The organism is Streptomyces sp. E2N166, from assembly GCF_003671715.1.
Classification (GTDB): domain Bacteria; phylum Actinomycetota; class Actinomycetes; order Streptomycetales; family Streptomycetaceae; genus Streptomyces; species Streptomyces thinghirensis.
Genome location: NZ_RAIF01000027.1, coordinates 114,814 through 127,725 on the forward strand (window position 1 = coordinate 114,814; position 12,912 = coordinate 127,725).

The 12,912-nt window shown below is 69.7% G+C and carries 11 protein-coding genes and 1 pseudogene; 4 read left to right on the forward strand and 8 right to left on the reverse strand.

Translation table 11 applies throughout. The features are described from left to right. A pseudogene (locus tag EBH09_RS21020) lies at positions 1-414 on the forward strand (serine/threonine protein kinase); the annotation flags it as partial. Between the two features lie 61 nt (positions 415-475). Here the strand turns inward: EBH09_RS21020 and EBH09_RS21025 are convergent. Further along, positions 476-5,134 (reverse strand): FtsK/SpoIIIE domain-containing protein, encoded by a 4,659-nt coding sequence (locus EBH09_RS21025; protein ID WP_121748530.1) that lies wholly within the window; start codon positions 5,132-5,134, stop codon positions 476-478. A 294-nt stretch (positions 5,135-5,428) separates the two neighbouring features. Here EBH09_RS21025 and EBH09_RS21030 point away from each other — a divergent pair, with 294 nt between their 5' ends. Further along, the gene (locus EBH09_RS21030) at positions 5,429-5,731 is read left to right on the forward strand and encodes a WXG100 family type VII secretion target (RefSeq protein WP_193776447.1); all 303 of its coding nucleotides are present in this window, start codon (positions 5,429-5,431) and stop codon (positions 5,729-5,731) included. A 250-nt stretch (positions 5,732-5,981) separates the two neighbouring features. Here EBH09_RS21030 and EBH09_RS21035 read toward each other — a convergent pair whose 3' ends face one another. From EBH09_RS21035 to EBH09_RS21050, 4 genes are all read right to left on the reverse strand, one after another. Next, complete coding sequence (locus tag EBH09_RS21035; protein ID WP_121748532.1) at positions 5,982-6,629, reverse strand: hypothetical protein; 648 nt, start codon at positions 6,627-6,629, stop codon at positions 5,982-5,984. Then, positions 6,629-7,396 carry a hypothetical protein gene (locus tag EBH09_RS21040; protein WP_121748533.1) on the reverse strand — a complete coding sequence of 256 codons (768 nt, stop codon included), beginning with the start codon at positions 7,394-7,396 and terminating at the stop codon, positions 6,629-6,631. Before EBH09_RS21040 ends, EBH09_RS21035 begins: the two co-directional genes overlap by 1 nt. After that, complete coding sequence (locus tag EBH09_RS21045; protein WP_238697388.1) at positions 7,393-8,097, reverse strand: hypothetical protein; 705 nt, start codon at positions 8,095-8,097, stop codon at positions 7,393-7,395. The genes EBH09_RS21040 and EBH09_RS21045 overlap by 4 nt, the downstream gene beginning before the upstream one ends. 69 nt (positions 8,098-8,166) lie before the next feature. Further along, positions 8,167-8,820: a hypothetical protein gene (locus EBH09_RS21050; RefSeq protein ID WP_121748534.1), complete on the reverse strand. Its 654-nt coding sequence runs from the start codon at positions 8,818-8,820 to the stop codon at positions 8,167-8,169. A 201-nt stretch (positions 8,821-9,021) separates the two neighbouring features. On the opposite strand from EBH09_RS21050, the gene EBH09_RS21060 reads away from it, so the two are divergent. Further along, the gene (locus EBH09_RS21060) at positions 9,022-9,717 is read left to right on the forward strand and encodes a hypothetical protein (protein ID WP_238697389.1); all 696 of its coding nucleotides are present in this window, start codon (positions 9,022-9,024) and stop codon (positions 9,715-9,717) included. 78 nt (positions 9,718-9,795) lie between these two features. Here the strand turns inward: EBH09_RS21060 and EBH09_RS21065 are convergent, their stop codons facing one another. Both EBH09_RS21065 and EBH09_RS21070 read right to left on the reverse strand, forming a co-directional pair. Further along, a complete protein-coding gene (locus EBH09_RS21065; RefSeq protein ID WP_121748536.1) occupies positions 9,796-10,545 on the reverse strand; it encodes a hypothetical protein in 750 nt (249 codons plus the stop codon). Then, a complete protein-coding gene (locus EBH09_RS21070) occupies positions 10,542-11,891 on the reverse strand; it encodes a putative T7SS-secreted protein (protein ID WP_121748537.1) in 1,350 nt (449 codons plus the stop codon). The genes EBH09_RS21065 and EBH09_RS21070 overlap by 4 nt, the downstream gene beginning before the upstream one ends. Before the next feature lie 109 nt (positions 11,892-12,000). Here EBH09_RS21070 and EBH09_RS21075 point away from each other — a divergent pair, with 109 nt between their 5' ends. Continuing rightward, positions 12,001-12,597, forward strand: a complete 597-nt coding sequence (locus EBH09_RS21075; RefSeq protein ID WP_121748538.1) for a hypothetical protein — start codon at positions 12,001-12,003, stop codon at positions 12,595-12,597. A 4-nt stretch (positions 12,598-12,601) separates the two neighbouring features. Here the strand turns inward: EBH09_RS21075 and EBH09_RS21080 are convergent, their stop codons facing one another. Then, on the reverse strand, positions 12,602-12,907 hold the full coding sequence (locus tag EBH09_RS21080; RefSeq protein ID WP_121748539.1) for a hypothetical protein: 306 nt from the start codon (positions 12,905-12,907) through the stop codon (positions 12,602-12,604). Positions 12,908-12,912: the final 5 nt, after the last annotated feature.

Here is a 12,912-nt window from a genome sequence, read left to right on the forward strand (position 1 = left end):
GGCGGCGGCGAGAACAGCCCGGGCGGCCAGGACACCGCCACCCGGACACCCTCCTCCCCGCGCGCCGTCCCCGCCCGTTACACCGGCACGTGGGAGGGCCAGGCCGTCGCCGTCGAGGGCAACCTGCCCCTGGGCACCTTCCGCCTGACCGTCCGCGAGGCCGAGGTGGGCGAGAAGCTGGGCACCCTGCGCCACACCGACCTCTTCGGCGGCACCTGTGACGACGTACTGACCCTGAAGAAGGCGACGCAGAAGCAGGTCGTCGCGAGCGCCGTGGGAGCCGAGGGCAACCGCGAGGTCTGCAACCAGGCCCTCCACACCGTCCGCCTCACACCCGTCGGCGACGACCTCCGGTACGAGTCCGACAGTAAGGACTCGGGGCGGCCGGAGGCGCGGTTGTCGAAGGTCAAGTAGGCGTCCGACCGGGCCTCTTGCCTCGCCCTCCGCCCCTTCGGCCGGCCCGAACCGCCGCCACTCACCCCGGCACCACGACCGTACGCAGCTCCCCGTCCCCGAGGTGCAGCATGCCCTTGCCGGGGGCGATCTGGCCGCCGACCATGCCGCGGGAGACGCGCAGGCCGATGAGATCGCCGCTGGAGGACTCCTGCGGGCAGAGCAGGATGCCGCGGCGGGCCTTCTTGGCGTCGACCTGCCAGCCGGAGAAGCCGCTGCACACGTCCTCCTCGTCACCGGCGATGACGAGGGCGAGACCGCGTTCGGCGCCCCGGGAGACGATCTTCTTCATCTGGCTCTCGGCGTCGCAGTCCTCAAGGATCTCGCCGTCGTCGACGAGGACGGCGATCGGCTCCTCCAGGCTGGCCTGGTCGATGAGTTCCTCGAACTCGTCCTCGTCGATGTCGTCCCCGGTGAAGACCTTCAGCACGCCGTCCGCACCGTCCAGTTGGCGCAACGGCGACTGGCGGGGCGCGGCGACGACGAGGCGGGTGCCCTGGGCGAGGAAGGAGTTCGCGACGTTCATCAGCACCGTGGAGCGGCCCGACTTGGCCGGCCCCGCGATGACGAACGCCGGTACGCCGTCCGCGAGGTCGGGGCCGAAGCCGACGATCTCGTCGCCGCCGATGCCGACCATCGCCCACAGCTTGGAACGGGACGCCTCCGGGTCGCGCAGCTCCCAGGCCTCGGTGAAGGAGATACGGCTGGGCAGGCTGTCCACGCGGAACGGGCGCCGGGCGCGCGGCACACCCGCGTCCCGGGCCGCGGCCGCCTCGCCGATCGCGGTGATCGCCGCCGCCTGCCCCTGACCGGTGGTGTCCTCGGCGAGCAGCGCGAACTGCGTCTCCGTACCGGCCTCGTTGCGGAAGGCGCGGCCCGGCGGGATCTCCTCGGGCACCTTGCGGGTCGGGATGCCGAGCGAGGAGAAGTCGCTGCGGTCGGCGAGACGCAGGCCGTACTTGTCCTCGGTGAGCGTCGCGATACGCCCGACGAGGAGCGTGCGGTCACCCGTGAGCACCAGGTGGATACCGACGCTGGCGCCCTCCCGCATCATCGTCTGCAACTCGTCGGTGAGCGAGCCGTGGTCGACCTCGCCGAGGGTGGGCACCCAGCCCTCCCAGCGGTCCAGCAGCACCACGATGTGCGGCAGCCGCTCGTCCTCCGCCACCGCGGCCCGCTGCTCACCGATGTCGGCGAAGCCCTTGTCGGCCAGCAGATCCTGCCGCCGGGACAGCTCACCCTTGAGCCGGTTGACGAGCCGCACCACCCGCTCGGTCTGGTTGCGGCCGACGACCGCGCCGCAGTGCGGCAGCCGGGTCAGCGCGTTGAGGGCGCCGTTGCCGCAGTCGATGCCGTACAGGTGCACGTCGGCCACGGAGTGCGTACGGGCCAGCGAACCGGCGATGGTGCGCAGCACCTGCGACCGGCCGCTGCGCGGGGCGCCGCCGATCATCAGGTGGCCGAAGCTCGCGAAGTCGACCACGACCGGGCGGCGCGCCTGGTCGGAGGGCAGGTCCTCGATGCCGAACGGGGCGGGCGGCAGCTTGCCCGGCGCGGCACCGGCGAGGGCCGGGACCTCGATCTCGTCCAGCAGCAGCGTCTCGTCGAGCGCCGGCAGCCAGGGGCTGTGCTGGGCCGGGATGCCGAGCGAGCTGTTGGCGTCGCGCACCGCGTCGACCAGCACCTTGAGGTCGGTGATCTCGTCGTCCTCGCGGGACTCGGTCTTCGGCTTCGCGAGCGCGGCCCGGCCCAGGTCCTCCCACCCCAGCGGCCCGACCCAGGGCGCGAGCGCGGCCGGGTCGGCGGCACCGGGCCGCCGGCCCCCGACCCGCCCCGACTGGAAGGGAACGAGGGAGGAGTGACCGAGCCGCACGTAGGCGCGGCCCGGGGTGCTCTTGGAGATGTGCCCGGCCTCCGGGGAGTCGATGACGTCGCTCGACTCGCCGCCGTCGGTCACGCGCAGCGCGATACGGAGGTTGGTGTTGGCGCGGATCTCGGGCGAGACGACACCGCTCGGCCGCTGCGTGGCGAGCAGCAGATGGATACCGAGGGACCGCCCTCGCTGGGCGATGTTCACGAGCCCGGTCACGAAGTCGGGCAGGTCCCGCACCATGGACGCGAACTCGTCGATGACGATGAGCAGCCGGGGCACGGGAGCATGCGAGGGGTCTCGTCTGACGAGGTCCTGATAGTCCTCGATGTCCTTGGCGTCGGCGGCGGCGAGGATGTGCTCGCGCCGCTTCAGCTCGGCGCCCAGCGACTCCAGGGCGCGCTCGACGAGGTGCGCGTCGAGGTCGGTGACCATGCCGACGGTGTGCGGCAGCTTCACGCAGTCCTTGAACGCGGACCCGCCCTTGTAGTCGACGAGGACGAAGGTCATGTTCTCCGGCGTGTTCGCGACGGCCAGCGCCGCCACGATGGTCTGCAGCAACTCCGACTTACCCGAACCGGTCGTACCGGCGATGAGCCCGTGCGGCCCGTCCTTGCGCATGTCGATGCCGAAGGGACCGTCGTACGACTCACCGATGACGGCCATCGTCGACTGCCCGCCCATCCGCCAGCGCGCGCTGATCGCGTCGGCCGTCGGCGGCTCCAGCTGGAGCACGTCGAGGAGCCGGCTGGAACCGGGCAGCGCGGAGTCCTCGGTCTCGCCGCTGATGTCCCGCAGCGCGGACAGCGAACGCGTGAGCCGCAGACACCAGGCAGGGGTCACGAAGTCGGGCCGCACGTTCGCGATCCGCTCGGCACCCGCCTCCTCCACCCGCAGCCGCAGCTTCTCGGTCCGCGCCCGCTGCTCGGGCTGCGCGGCGGCCCCGGTGTGCCAGGCCTGGAAGGACGGAAACCCACCGGCGACCGGCTGCGCCTGCTGCTGCTCGCCCTCCTGCCGCCGCCCCGTCTCCTCGGCCTTGGGCTCGGCGACGACGAACGCCTGGCACTCACCGGGCAGGAACCGCTCCTCGGCGTCGAGGCAGACGGCGTACATGGACACGGACGGCCCTTCGCGCAGCAGCCGTACGACCCCGGGCAGGGACCGCAACCGCCGCGACCCGTCCCATACGACGACGATGTCGGGATCGCTGAAGGTCGACGCCTGCCCGCTGCCGCCCTTCTGCTGGGCGGCCTTCCTGCGCGCGTCGAGGATCTGCGTCAGCTCACCGATGCGGGCGCCGACGGTCTCGGCGTCGGTGCCGATGAGGATGTTGACGTCCTGGCCGCCCGAGGGCCGGCAGTGCGGCAGCCAGCGCACCCAGTCCCACTCGGCCTGGGCGGAGTTCTCGCTCAGTACGTAGAACTGCACGTCCATGGGGCTGTGCAGCGCGGCGGTCTGCGCGACGGCCCAACGCCCCAGCGACCGGGCGGAGTCGCCGGGCCCCGCGATGCCGATGACACCGAGGCCGCGCAGGGAGAGGGCGACGGGAGCGTCCTCGATCTTCCAGGTGACCTGCCGGCGGTGGTCGTCCTGCTCGGGATCGTCGAGCACGACCTCGGAGGGCAACTGCCCCGTGCCGAACCTCAGCAGCAGATGATCCCGGTCCGTCCGCCGCCGCTCCCACAACCGGGTCCGGGGGCCCGTCCCCACCGACAGCACGACCGCCGGATCGGGGATGGCATGCCGCCGGTCGTTCCGCTCGGTGACGAGCGCGTCCTGCGCGTCCTTCTCGATCCGCTCCTTCTGCTCCTCGTACTCCTTGACCTGCTTGGCGTGGGACTTGCGCCCGTGCTTCTTGTCGTTGAAGTAGTTGGCGAAGAGCAGAATGGGACTGAGTCCCGCCATGATCAGGTAGTACCAGCGCCCGAAGATCGCCACGGCCACGACCGCGCCGACGATCGGCGTGAACGCCATCAGCCAGGGCAGCGGCCGGGGTTCGTACTCCCGGGGCGACGACGGCAGCCGGAAGTTGGTCTGCCGCTCCGGCGGGCGCAGCCGGGGCGGCCTGTTGTAGTCGAGCCCGACACCGTCCTCGGACCACTTCAGCGCCGCGTTGGGCGGCGAGTACCGGGCGAGTTCGAGCAGCGAGTTCCCGACCGCTATCTGAGCCCCGAGCGGCCACTCGTCCCGGCCCCGGCCCTTGTCCCGTTCCTTGTCCCGTTCCTTGGCGCGATCCCTGTCCCGCCCCTTGTCCCGCCCCTTCTCCCCGTCCTTGTCCGGGTCCGTCATGGGCTCGCCGTCGAGGGTGACGCCCTCCTTGTCGGAGTGCACGGCGACCTTGCAGGTGCCGTCGGTGGCCACGGATAGCGTGAGAGCACGCGTGTCGACTTCCGGATCGTCGACACGGATGTACGCCGCCGCCCCGCTGCCGATGTCGTACTTCCCCACGCCGAGCCGGTGCACGAACCCGGCGCCCGGCCCGCCGACCACACGCAACTCGACCAGCCCGCTGGGCTCCCCGGGCAGGCATCCCGACGGATCCTGGAGCGAGACGACCGCGCCTTCGCGAAGGGGCGACCCGATGACCGTGGCCGACGGATCGACGGGATACCCGTCGACGTAGACGAGCGGCGCGTTGCCCGCGCCACCCTGCCGCTGATGCCCGATGGGAATGACCTGCGCACCCGCGACGCCGACCTGCTTGGCCAGCTCCTCGGCGATGTCCCCCACGGTGGACTCGGGATCGGCATCGAGCACGACGTCGGCGGTGCCCCCGCCGAACGGGTCGACGACGGTCAGGCTCAGTCGCACGCTTGTCCTCCCCAAACGGCCCCTGCGGCCGCTTCCGCAACACGGCTCACAGTCCAAGCGACGATATCCGTTGGGTGTCGCGGTGCGGCAACAGGGAGGTGACCGAACGTTCCCGAAGGCAATGCAGGGATGTGACACCACAAGCCACCCCCGTAAGCTGCTGCCTCAAGAGCGGAAGATCACACCGGTCGTTTCATGCGACACATGCGACCGGTTCGACCGGTGCGCCGGTCCGATCCGCAAACAAGGAGCCACGGGGGTTGGCCCTGCGGCGTTGTGAGAGGAAGCGGCTTCATGGCCAAAGACCTTGACATCACATACCAGGACATGCGGGATGCGGCCAAGCATGTCGTGAAGGAGAAGGAAAAGCTCCAGGAAAAGCTCGACGGCCTCCGCAAGTACATCGCCAACCTGGTCGAGTCGGGTTACGTCACGAAGTCCTCCTCGAAGGCCTTCGACGAGAACTTCGACGAGTTCACCAAGGGCGCCAAGACCACCCTCGACGGCCTCGACGGCATGGGCGACTACCTGACCATGGCCGCCGACAAGTTCGAGCAGATCGACGAGGAACTGGCGAAGCAGGCGCGGAGCAAGTAGCGCCGGCGCGAGCTGGATGAGTGACGATGGGGCGGGGTGTGCGGCGAGCGTGCCCCGCCGCATCGTGCTCGGCGCGGGGGCGAAAACCCGCGCGCCGGACGCCCGTTCGGACGGCGATCAGCTCCAGCAGCGTCAACTCGTGCCGCGACCTCGCACATGCGGCGGACGTGAACGCGCAGCTCCATCTCATCCACGAGCGGATCATGCCGGCGTTCGGCTGAGAGCGGGGGCGCCGCGCCAGGGTGGCCGGTCACCGATGAGCGGGAGGGTCCTCCGGTGGCGGCGGAACGGGCCGACCACCCAGTGAACGGGGCCGCTGTGCTCCGGCGTGCTGGTTCCCGCGCACGCCGAGGACGGCCGCGCGGAGCACACACGCGGTGAAGGCGACGTTCGCCCCGGCCGCCGCCCAGACCCACTTGGCGACGTGAGGCGCGCTCCAACTGGGCGGTACCTCTCCTTCAGGATCGTGGAAGACCCGTACCCGATCTCCGGGCCGTGCGGCACGGCAGCCACCGGCCGGACCCGCGACGACGACGCCGTCGTTCCCGCGCAGCTCACAGGCCGAGTTGACCCTGGTTTGCTCCCTGGAGACCACCACGGCGTCGATCCACGCGCCACGCTGTTGCAGGGCCCGGTCCTGGAACAGGAACAGGCCGAAAACGAAGAGCGCCGCGGTGGAGAGGAGGAACATCAGCGTCAAGACCATCCGCTGACCGGTGTGGACCGCGACGAGCCACAGCAGTCCGAGCGCCACCGCCAGGCCGGGAAGGACGAGCCAGCGGCCGACGAGCCCGGAGAGCATGGCGCCGTCGAGGGCGGCCAGGACGCCCACGCCCGCGTAGAAGCGCGGGGCGGAGTGCCGCCGTTCCAGGCGGTCGAGCCACGCGGGCCCCGCCATCAGCGGGTGGTGAGGACGGGCCAGGTCTTCTCCTCCGAGATCCTCGCCCGGGCTTCTCGCAGCGCCCACGTGTAGTGCCGCAACCCCTTGCCCACGCCCCACAGGCCGACGGCGGCGATCGCGGCGCCGGCGCCCGCCACAGCCACCTGGGTGTAGGCACCGCCGTCCTTCTGGCCGAGGTCTCCCGCCAGGGCGACGAGGACCAGGACGGTCCCGGCCAGGAGCGGCGCGACTGGCGCCATCATCCACATGAGCGACTTGCCGGACAGGAACACCAGGTATCGGCGCCCGTCCAGCGGAACCGTGTTCTTCCAGGGCTGCCCCGCGCGCATCAGGTCCCACGTCGAGGCGAGGGGCTGCGGGATGTTTCCGGGAGGCAGCGCGCGGGCCGGGGGCAGGCGGTCGAGCGCCGTCCACGCCTCCAGCAGCCGATGCGCGGCGCGGCCCCGCCGTACCACGCGCCCGAACGCCACGGCGGCCACTCCCACTGCCAGGAGCGAGACGACCACAAGCAAGGCGGTCACGAACAGGTCCGCGCCCTCGGGATCGTCCAGGTCGAGGTACCAGCCGAGCCCCACCCACGCCAGGAGCCAGCCGCCCGCGATCACCGCCGTGGCCAGCCAGGCCCACAGCATGTTCCGCAGCGCCATACTGCGCGGGGCCAGGACGTCCGTCGCGGCGGCCCGGGCGGTCAGGAGCGCAGCGCGGTCGTACCAGCTCAGTGTCCGCGGGTCCGGGGGGAGGTCCGGCGGGTTTCCGGGGTTCATGACGACGCACCGTCCTCGGCGGGTTCCGGTTGTTCGAGAAAGGTCGACTTCCCGGCGATGAGGGCCACGATGCTGGCCATGGACAGCACCTGCTCGGCGTCCAGGCAGGTACCCACGACCATGAGACCGCGACCGCCACCGGGAGGGCAGGCCAGACAGACGGCGAGTCCGAGCTTCGCCAGAGGGCGGGCCGCCCCTGCCGTCGCGGGTTCCGGAAAGAGTTCCGTCCTGTCGGCCGAGAGCAGTTCCGGCTGGGAGATGATCCCCATGCCGATCCCCATCTCGGTGGGAAAGGACTCGGTGTACACCTGCCGCCCCCGCAGTTCCTGCCCGAAGTGCCGCGCGAGCACCTCGCCGAGGTCGACGTCCTGGTTGACCGTGGGCACCTCGACGACTCCGGCGCTGATCTGCCACACGGCCCTGCCGTATTCGCCTTCCGGTACCGCGACGACACCGTGGGTGATCACGCCTTGAGTGAGGAGGACCCGCCGCCAGGCCATCAGCGCGTCGGTGTACGCCTGACGCGGCCCGGCGGCCTTGTGCGGGTAGCTCCGGTTGATCAGGTCGGCGCAGCGGGTCCGCGCGGCCTCCTCGTCGTCGCCGTCGGTGAGCAGGTCCAACCAGTCGGTCGGCGCGTACAGCAGGACGGAACCGAGCGGGTGCCGCAGCGCGGAGACGTCAAGAGGCGGGGAGGCAGTCATGTCAGGCCATTCTGAACGTACGGTCGATGGGCGCGTGCGTCCGGGGCCGTCCGCCGGCCACGTGCGGGATCACGTCTTGTCCCGGAGGGGCGCAGGCGTGAGGGAGTCGGGCCACACATCCTCGCCCCGCCCCTTCGTCTGGTCACCCGGGACGACGTACTTCCCGAGGTCCCACATCAGCTGTGCCCCACCGCCGGGGCCGAGAGCGGCGGTGTTGGCCCCCCAGTTGGCACCGAACTGGGCGACCTTCAGTCCGAACTCGGCTCCCTCCAGGACGTGGCCGGGCTGTGTGAGGACCCCGCGGAAGAAGCCGAAGGGCGAGGCTCCGGCCATTTTGCCCAGCTGGCTGCCGATCTTGTAGGCGCCGAATCCGAAGGTCAGCGCGGCGGCGTCGGCGATCACTGTCGGGTCCGTCAGCGCGTCGACGAAGCTTCCGGACTCCCCGACCTTCTGCAGGTAGTGGGACCCCAGGGCGACCGCGCCGAGGATCAGTGCCGGTGCGGCCAGAAACTGCAGCCCGGGGACGAGCGATAGCAGGCCGAGTACGGTGCTGGCGAAACCGGCGATGTTGCCGATGATCTCGAAGACCCAGGCATACTCCTTGAGGAAGTCCTTGAGTTCGTCGAGGATCGCCTCGCCCAGTTCGGCAGCCATCTGCGCGAAGTCCGCGATGGCCTCGCCTATCTTGTCCCAGATGCCCGGCTCGTTGGGCGCGATGTCCATCGCGTGCTTGAGCGACCGCCCGGCGCGCTACGCGCGAACTCCGCGAACGCGGCCTCGTCGTCACCCTCCCCGCCAAGGGCACCTTCGTCGCCTACCCGCCGGAAGCCGGTCAGGTGGCGGACGACGACTCTGAGGCGTAGGTCTGCCGGGCGAGTATCTCGAGGGCGTTCGCGGCTGCGCCGTGCTCGTTAGGGTGGGCGCGTGACAGACGACATTTCCGGGGCGGGGGCCGCTGTTCGGCCGGAGCGGCGTGGCGGTACGGACGTGTGGTGGCGGGCCGATTGGGTTCGGTGGCTGCTGTTCAGCCTGGTGTGCGCCGGCGGTTCGCTCGGGCTCTCCTGGCTGGGGCCCGTGGTGCCGCTTCCGTCTGTGCTGCGGGGCGTTGGGCTCCTCCTCGCCGTCCTGGTGCTTCCGCTGGCCTCGCTGCTGGTCCCGTTGCTCGTGTTGCGGAGGGTGCCGCGCAAGAAGAGGAAGCTCGCATGGCAGCTCATCGTGTCTTTGATGGCCGGGATGGCCATGGGATTTTTCGGCACCGACGCCGGTGATCAGGTCGCGCTGGCGAACCGGGGTGAGTGGACCGACGCAGTGGTCGTACGCATGGATGACAGCAGTACCAACCACTGCGAACTGCGCTCGGTCGACGGGCGGGCGATATCCCCCTCGCTCTCGGAGGGCGACGGCTGCGAGGACTGGGTGTCGAAGGGCGACAAGCTGCGCGTGCGCTACGACCCGAAAGGTCTCGCCAGTCCGACCGAGGACCGGGACGGCGGCTCATACGGAGGGCTCCTCGCGACGCTCTTCGGGGCGGCCGTCGTGATGGGCACGTGGGGTGGTGTACGTCAGAGCAGGTGGGACCGGGAGTATGACGAGAGGGTGAGCGGGGGCCGACGGGCGTGAGGACGCCGCGCGGCACTCGGCTCGTGTCGTCGACCGCCATGCTGCTCCAGCGGAAGGCGGTCGGCTCGGCGTCCGCGCTCAGGGGGCCGTCGGCTCGGCGTCCCGTGACGGCTCACCGAACGTGAGGGTGCGACCTATGTGCGCCAGGCGGGCACTGTAGGAATCGAGCAGGAAGACGGACGGCGTGGAGATGGTGACGTACACGCAGTAGCTGTGGGGCGCGGGCACGATCAACTGCAGAGCGGCCACCGGGAGGGGCGGCACACTGATCCCGGCCTCGAGGGCGGGCAGGCGAAGTGTGCGAAGCGACGTCGACATCACGCCCGGACCGCACGGCAGCTTGGTGGCGAGCACCATGTCCTGCGGACCCTGCAGTCCTTCACCGAGTGGGAAACTGATCTCCTCCAAGCGGTCTTCTGAGACGTTGGAGAAGAACTGCCGCGCGGTCGCCCGGTAGATGCCCTCCGCAGTGAAGAGGCGCTGAGCCGGGCTGTGTTCACTTGGCCGGACGGTGACCGCGAGCAGGCCCATGGACAGGCGCTCACCGCCGTCCACCTCCTCGGTGCCGATACACATGGCGGTGAGGAGCACGTTCTCCCTGGCGCTCAACAGTGGCAACTGGCGGCGCAGGCCTTCACTGGCCGCTTCCTGGGCCTCCGCGTCGGCCCCGGGCAGCAGCTCGGCCATCGCCTGCTGCCAGCCCTCGGACGCCGTGGGCTCCGGAAGCCGGACGAACTCGTCGGGGACGTCGTGGTGGAAGGCGTAGTGGAAGGGGGCCGCCGCGTTGCGCTCGATCTCGTCGGCCCGTCCATGGGTCACCGTGTTCACGCGGCCACGCCCATCTGCGAGGGATCGAGGTGCTTGGTGAAGGTGCTACCCGAGGAATTCAGGGCGGTCGGAGCGTCGAACGTGGCGGAGGAAGGCCCCGGAGCCACGACTTCTTCCTCGTCGGCCGGACCGAAGTAGTCCATGAACGGGCCGACCACGGGTATGTCACCGATCTTGGACTCACCGTCCGTCCACCGGCCTTGGTCCCACGTTCCGCTGTGCATGTTGGAACCGATCGCCAGGGCGGCGCCCGCCCACGTGGCCGCCTTGTCGACGGCGGTGCCGGCCGCGACGAACGACCAGCCCTTGCCGGCCATGCCGAGACCGCGTGCGGAATTGGCGACACCACTGGGAAGCCCGCGAAGCCCGTTGAGGAGGTTGCCGAACCGAACGTTGCCCAGGGCCTTCATGAAGCCGGACGACAGCCGTAGCTCCTGGCCGGCGGTGACCAGGGCGCGACCGGACTGGGCGAGCCGGGAGCCGGCCAGGCTGAGGCCACCGGCGAAGACACCGACGGCGTCCCAGGCGATGGTCTCCCAGGTCACGTCGGCCCCACCGGCCTTGGCGGCCAGGTGGAAGGCGAGCGCGAGCCCGGCAATGATGAAGGCGGCGACGCCCAGGCCGGAGAAGAAGATCGCGAGGACGCCGACCACCATGGCGATGTCCGCGAGGATGTCGCCGATGAGCTTCCAGAAGTTCGGGTCTGTGATGGTGTCCCAGGCATCCGCGAGTAGATCGCCGACCGCGTCCAGCGCTTCCTCGAACCAGCCGGGCTCGGGAGGGGCGTCGTCGGCGGCGCCCTTGACCAGACGCGTGACGTCCGCCGCGGCCTGCTCGTGCTCGGTCTGAAGCGAGTGCGCCCGGCTGCGGACCGCGGACAGCTCGCCGGTGGCGGAGTCCAGGTCGCCCTTCTTCTCCTTGGCTTCCTTCTCGTGCTTCTTTTCGTCCTTCTCCGACATGCCCGAGTCGGACGAGGGCAGGGAGTCCACCGCGCTTCGCGCGGAGCTGACCTTGCGGGCCGCTTCCGCCGCCTCTTCCTCCAACTTCCTTGCCCGCGCCTGGAACCCGTCCAGTTGCCTTTCCCAACTGCTGAGCGCCCGGTGAGCCGTGTCCAGGGATCCCAGGGCCTTTTTCAGATAGGGAGGCACGGCCGAGTAGGTGTCCTGGAACGCGGTGGCGGACTTGCCTGCCCAAATGCCGTCCGACGTTCCCATCTTGCTCAGCTCCGTCTGAGCCGTGTCGCCGCCACTGGTGACGCGGCCCACCGCCTTCACCAGGTCTCGTACGGACTCAAGATCACCCGGTGCTGGGTCGAACCCCAGATTCGGGTACTTATCGGAACTCATCGGACTTCTCCCCGTGATTTCTGTGCCGGCTGAGCCGGTAAGTTACCAGCGGCACCTGTATGCCACGATAGGACACCCGCCCCCGCACGAGCCGAAGGAGGAGGCGGCCATGGACGAACGGCATCTCGTCAACGAATTGATGAAGGCGGTCGCGGAAGAGGCGCGTGAGTTCGCAGTCAGACCGCACTTTCCCGGTCTGAAGAAATTCGCGGCCTTCGCCTACGTCGCCGAAAGGTTCGGTTACCGCTATCTGGGGCACGCCCCGGGGAACGCGGCTCTGAACAACCCTTACTTTCTCTTCCGTCGCACGCCCGACGCCCGCGAGCGAGCCACCGCTCTCATGGGGGCCGACGCTGCTTCTCCTATCGGGAACGCGCTGCCGGGCATGCGGCCGGGCCTCGGTTTCACTCCGCTTCCGGCGGCGCGGTCCGAGGTGGAACTTCTTTATTCGCAGATGGTCGTCGACGCGAGTGGCCGGTACAACCCCCGCGTGCTGAGTAACATTCTGATTCTGCCGATCGTTATGGCGATTTTCCTCATCTTCCCCGGCTACACGGTCGACAACGTACTCATCGCGGCGGGGATCTGGCTGGCCTTCTTCGCGCTCTATCTGGTCGGCCTCTGTGTGTCGCGGTACCGACGGGCCAAGCACCTCGAACGCCTTACCGCGGCGGGTGTGGAATGGCCTCCCCGAGCGGATGCGTGAGTGGTCACTTCTTGTTCTTGGCCCCGGACTTCTTCAGCTCGTCGTAGAGCGTCTGGTCCATTTTGAGAAATTCGTCGGAAGCCTTGTTGGCGAACTTCGAGACGCCCTTGGTCAACTTGGACAATTGGCCGAAGCCGTAGTCCCAGGAACCGGCGAAGTCGTCGCATGCGGACTGGAGACCGGAGTGGCCGACCTGACTCGAGTCGGCGCGTGACATCTCCTTCGACGCGTCCTTCATACGGCCACCGCTGTTCTCAAGGGTGCGGGCCATCTCCTTCACATCGTCGGCGAAGAACTTCAAGAACGACATGGATG

Bases quoted from the DNA above. Each gene is read 5' to 3' on its own strand.
- EBH09_RS21075 (WP_121748538.1), top strand. From the start codon at position 12,001: ATGGACGAACGGCATCTCGTCAACGAATTGATGAAGGCGGTCGCGGAA.
- EBH09_RS21040 (WP_121748533.1), bottom strand. From the start codon at position 7,396: ATGAACCCCGGAAACCCGCCGGACCTCCCCCCGGACCCGCGGACACTG.
- EBH09_RS21070 (WP_121748537.1), bottom strand. From the start codon at position 11,891: ATGAGTTCCGATAAGTACCCGAATCTGGGGTTCGACCCAGCACCGGGT.
- EBH09_RS21030 (WP_193776447.1), top strand. From the start codon at position 5,429: ATGGCCAAAGACCTTGACATCACATACCAGGACATGCGGGATGCGGCC.
- EBH09_RS21045 (WP_238697388.1), bottom strand. From the start codon at position 8,097: ATGACTGCCTCCCCGCCTCTTGACGTCTCCGCGCTGCGGCACCCGCTC.
- EBH09_RS21035 (WP_121748532.1), bottom strand. From the start codon at position 6,629: ATGGCGGGGCCCGCGTGGCTCGACCGCCTGGAACGGCGGCACTCCGCC.
- EBH09_RS21050 (WP_121748534.1), bottom strand. From the start codon at position 8,820: ATGGACATCGCGCCCAACGAGCCGGGCATCTGGGACAAGATAGGCGAG.
- EBH09_RS21080 (WP_121748539.1), bottom strand. From the start codon at position 12,907: ATGTCGTTCTTGAAGTTCTTCGCCGACGATGTGAAGGAGATGGCCCGC.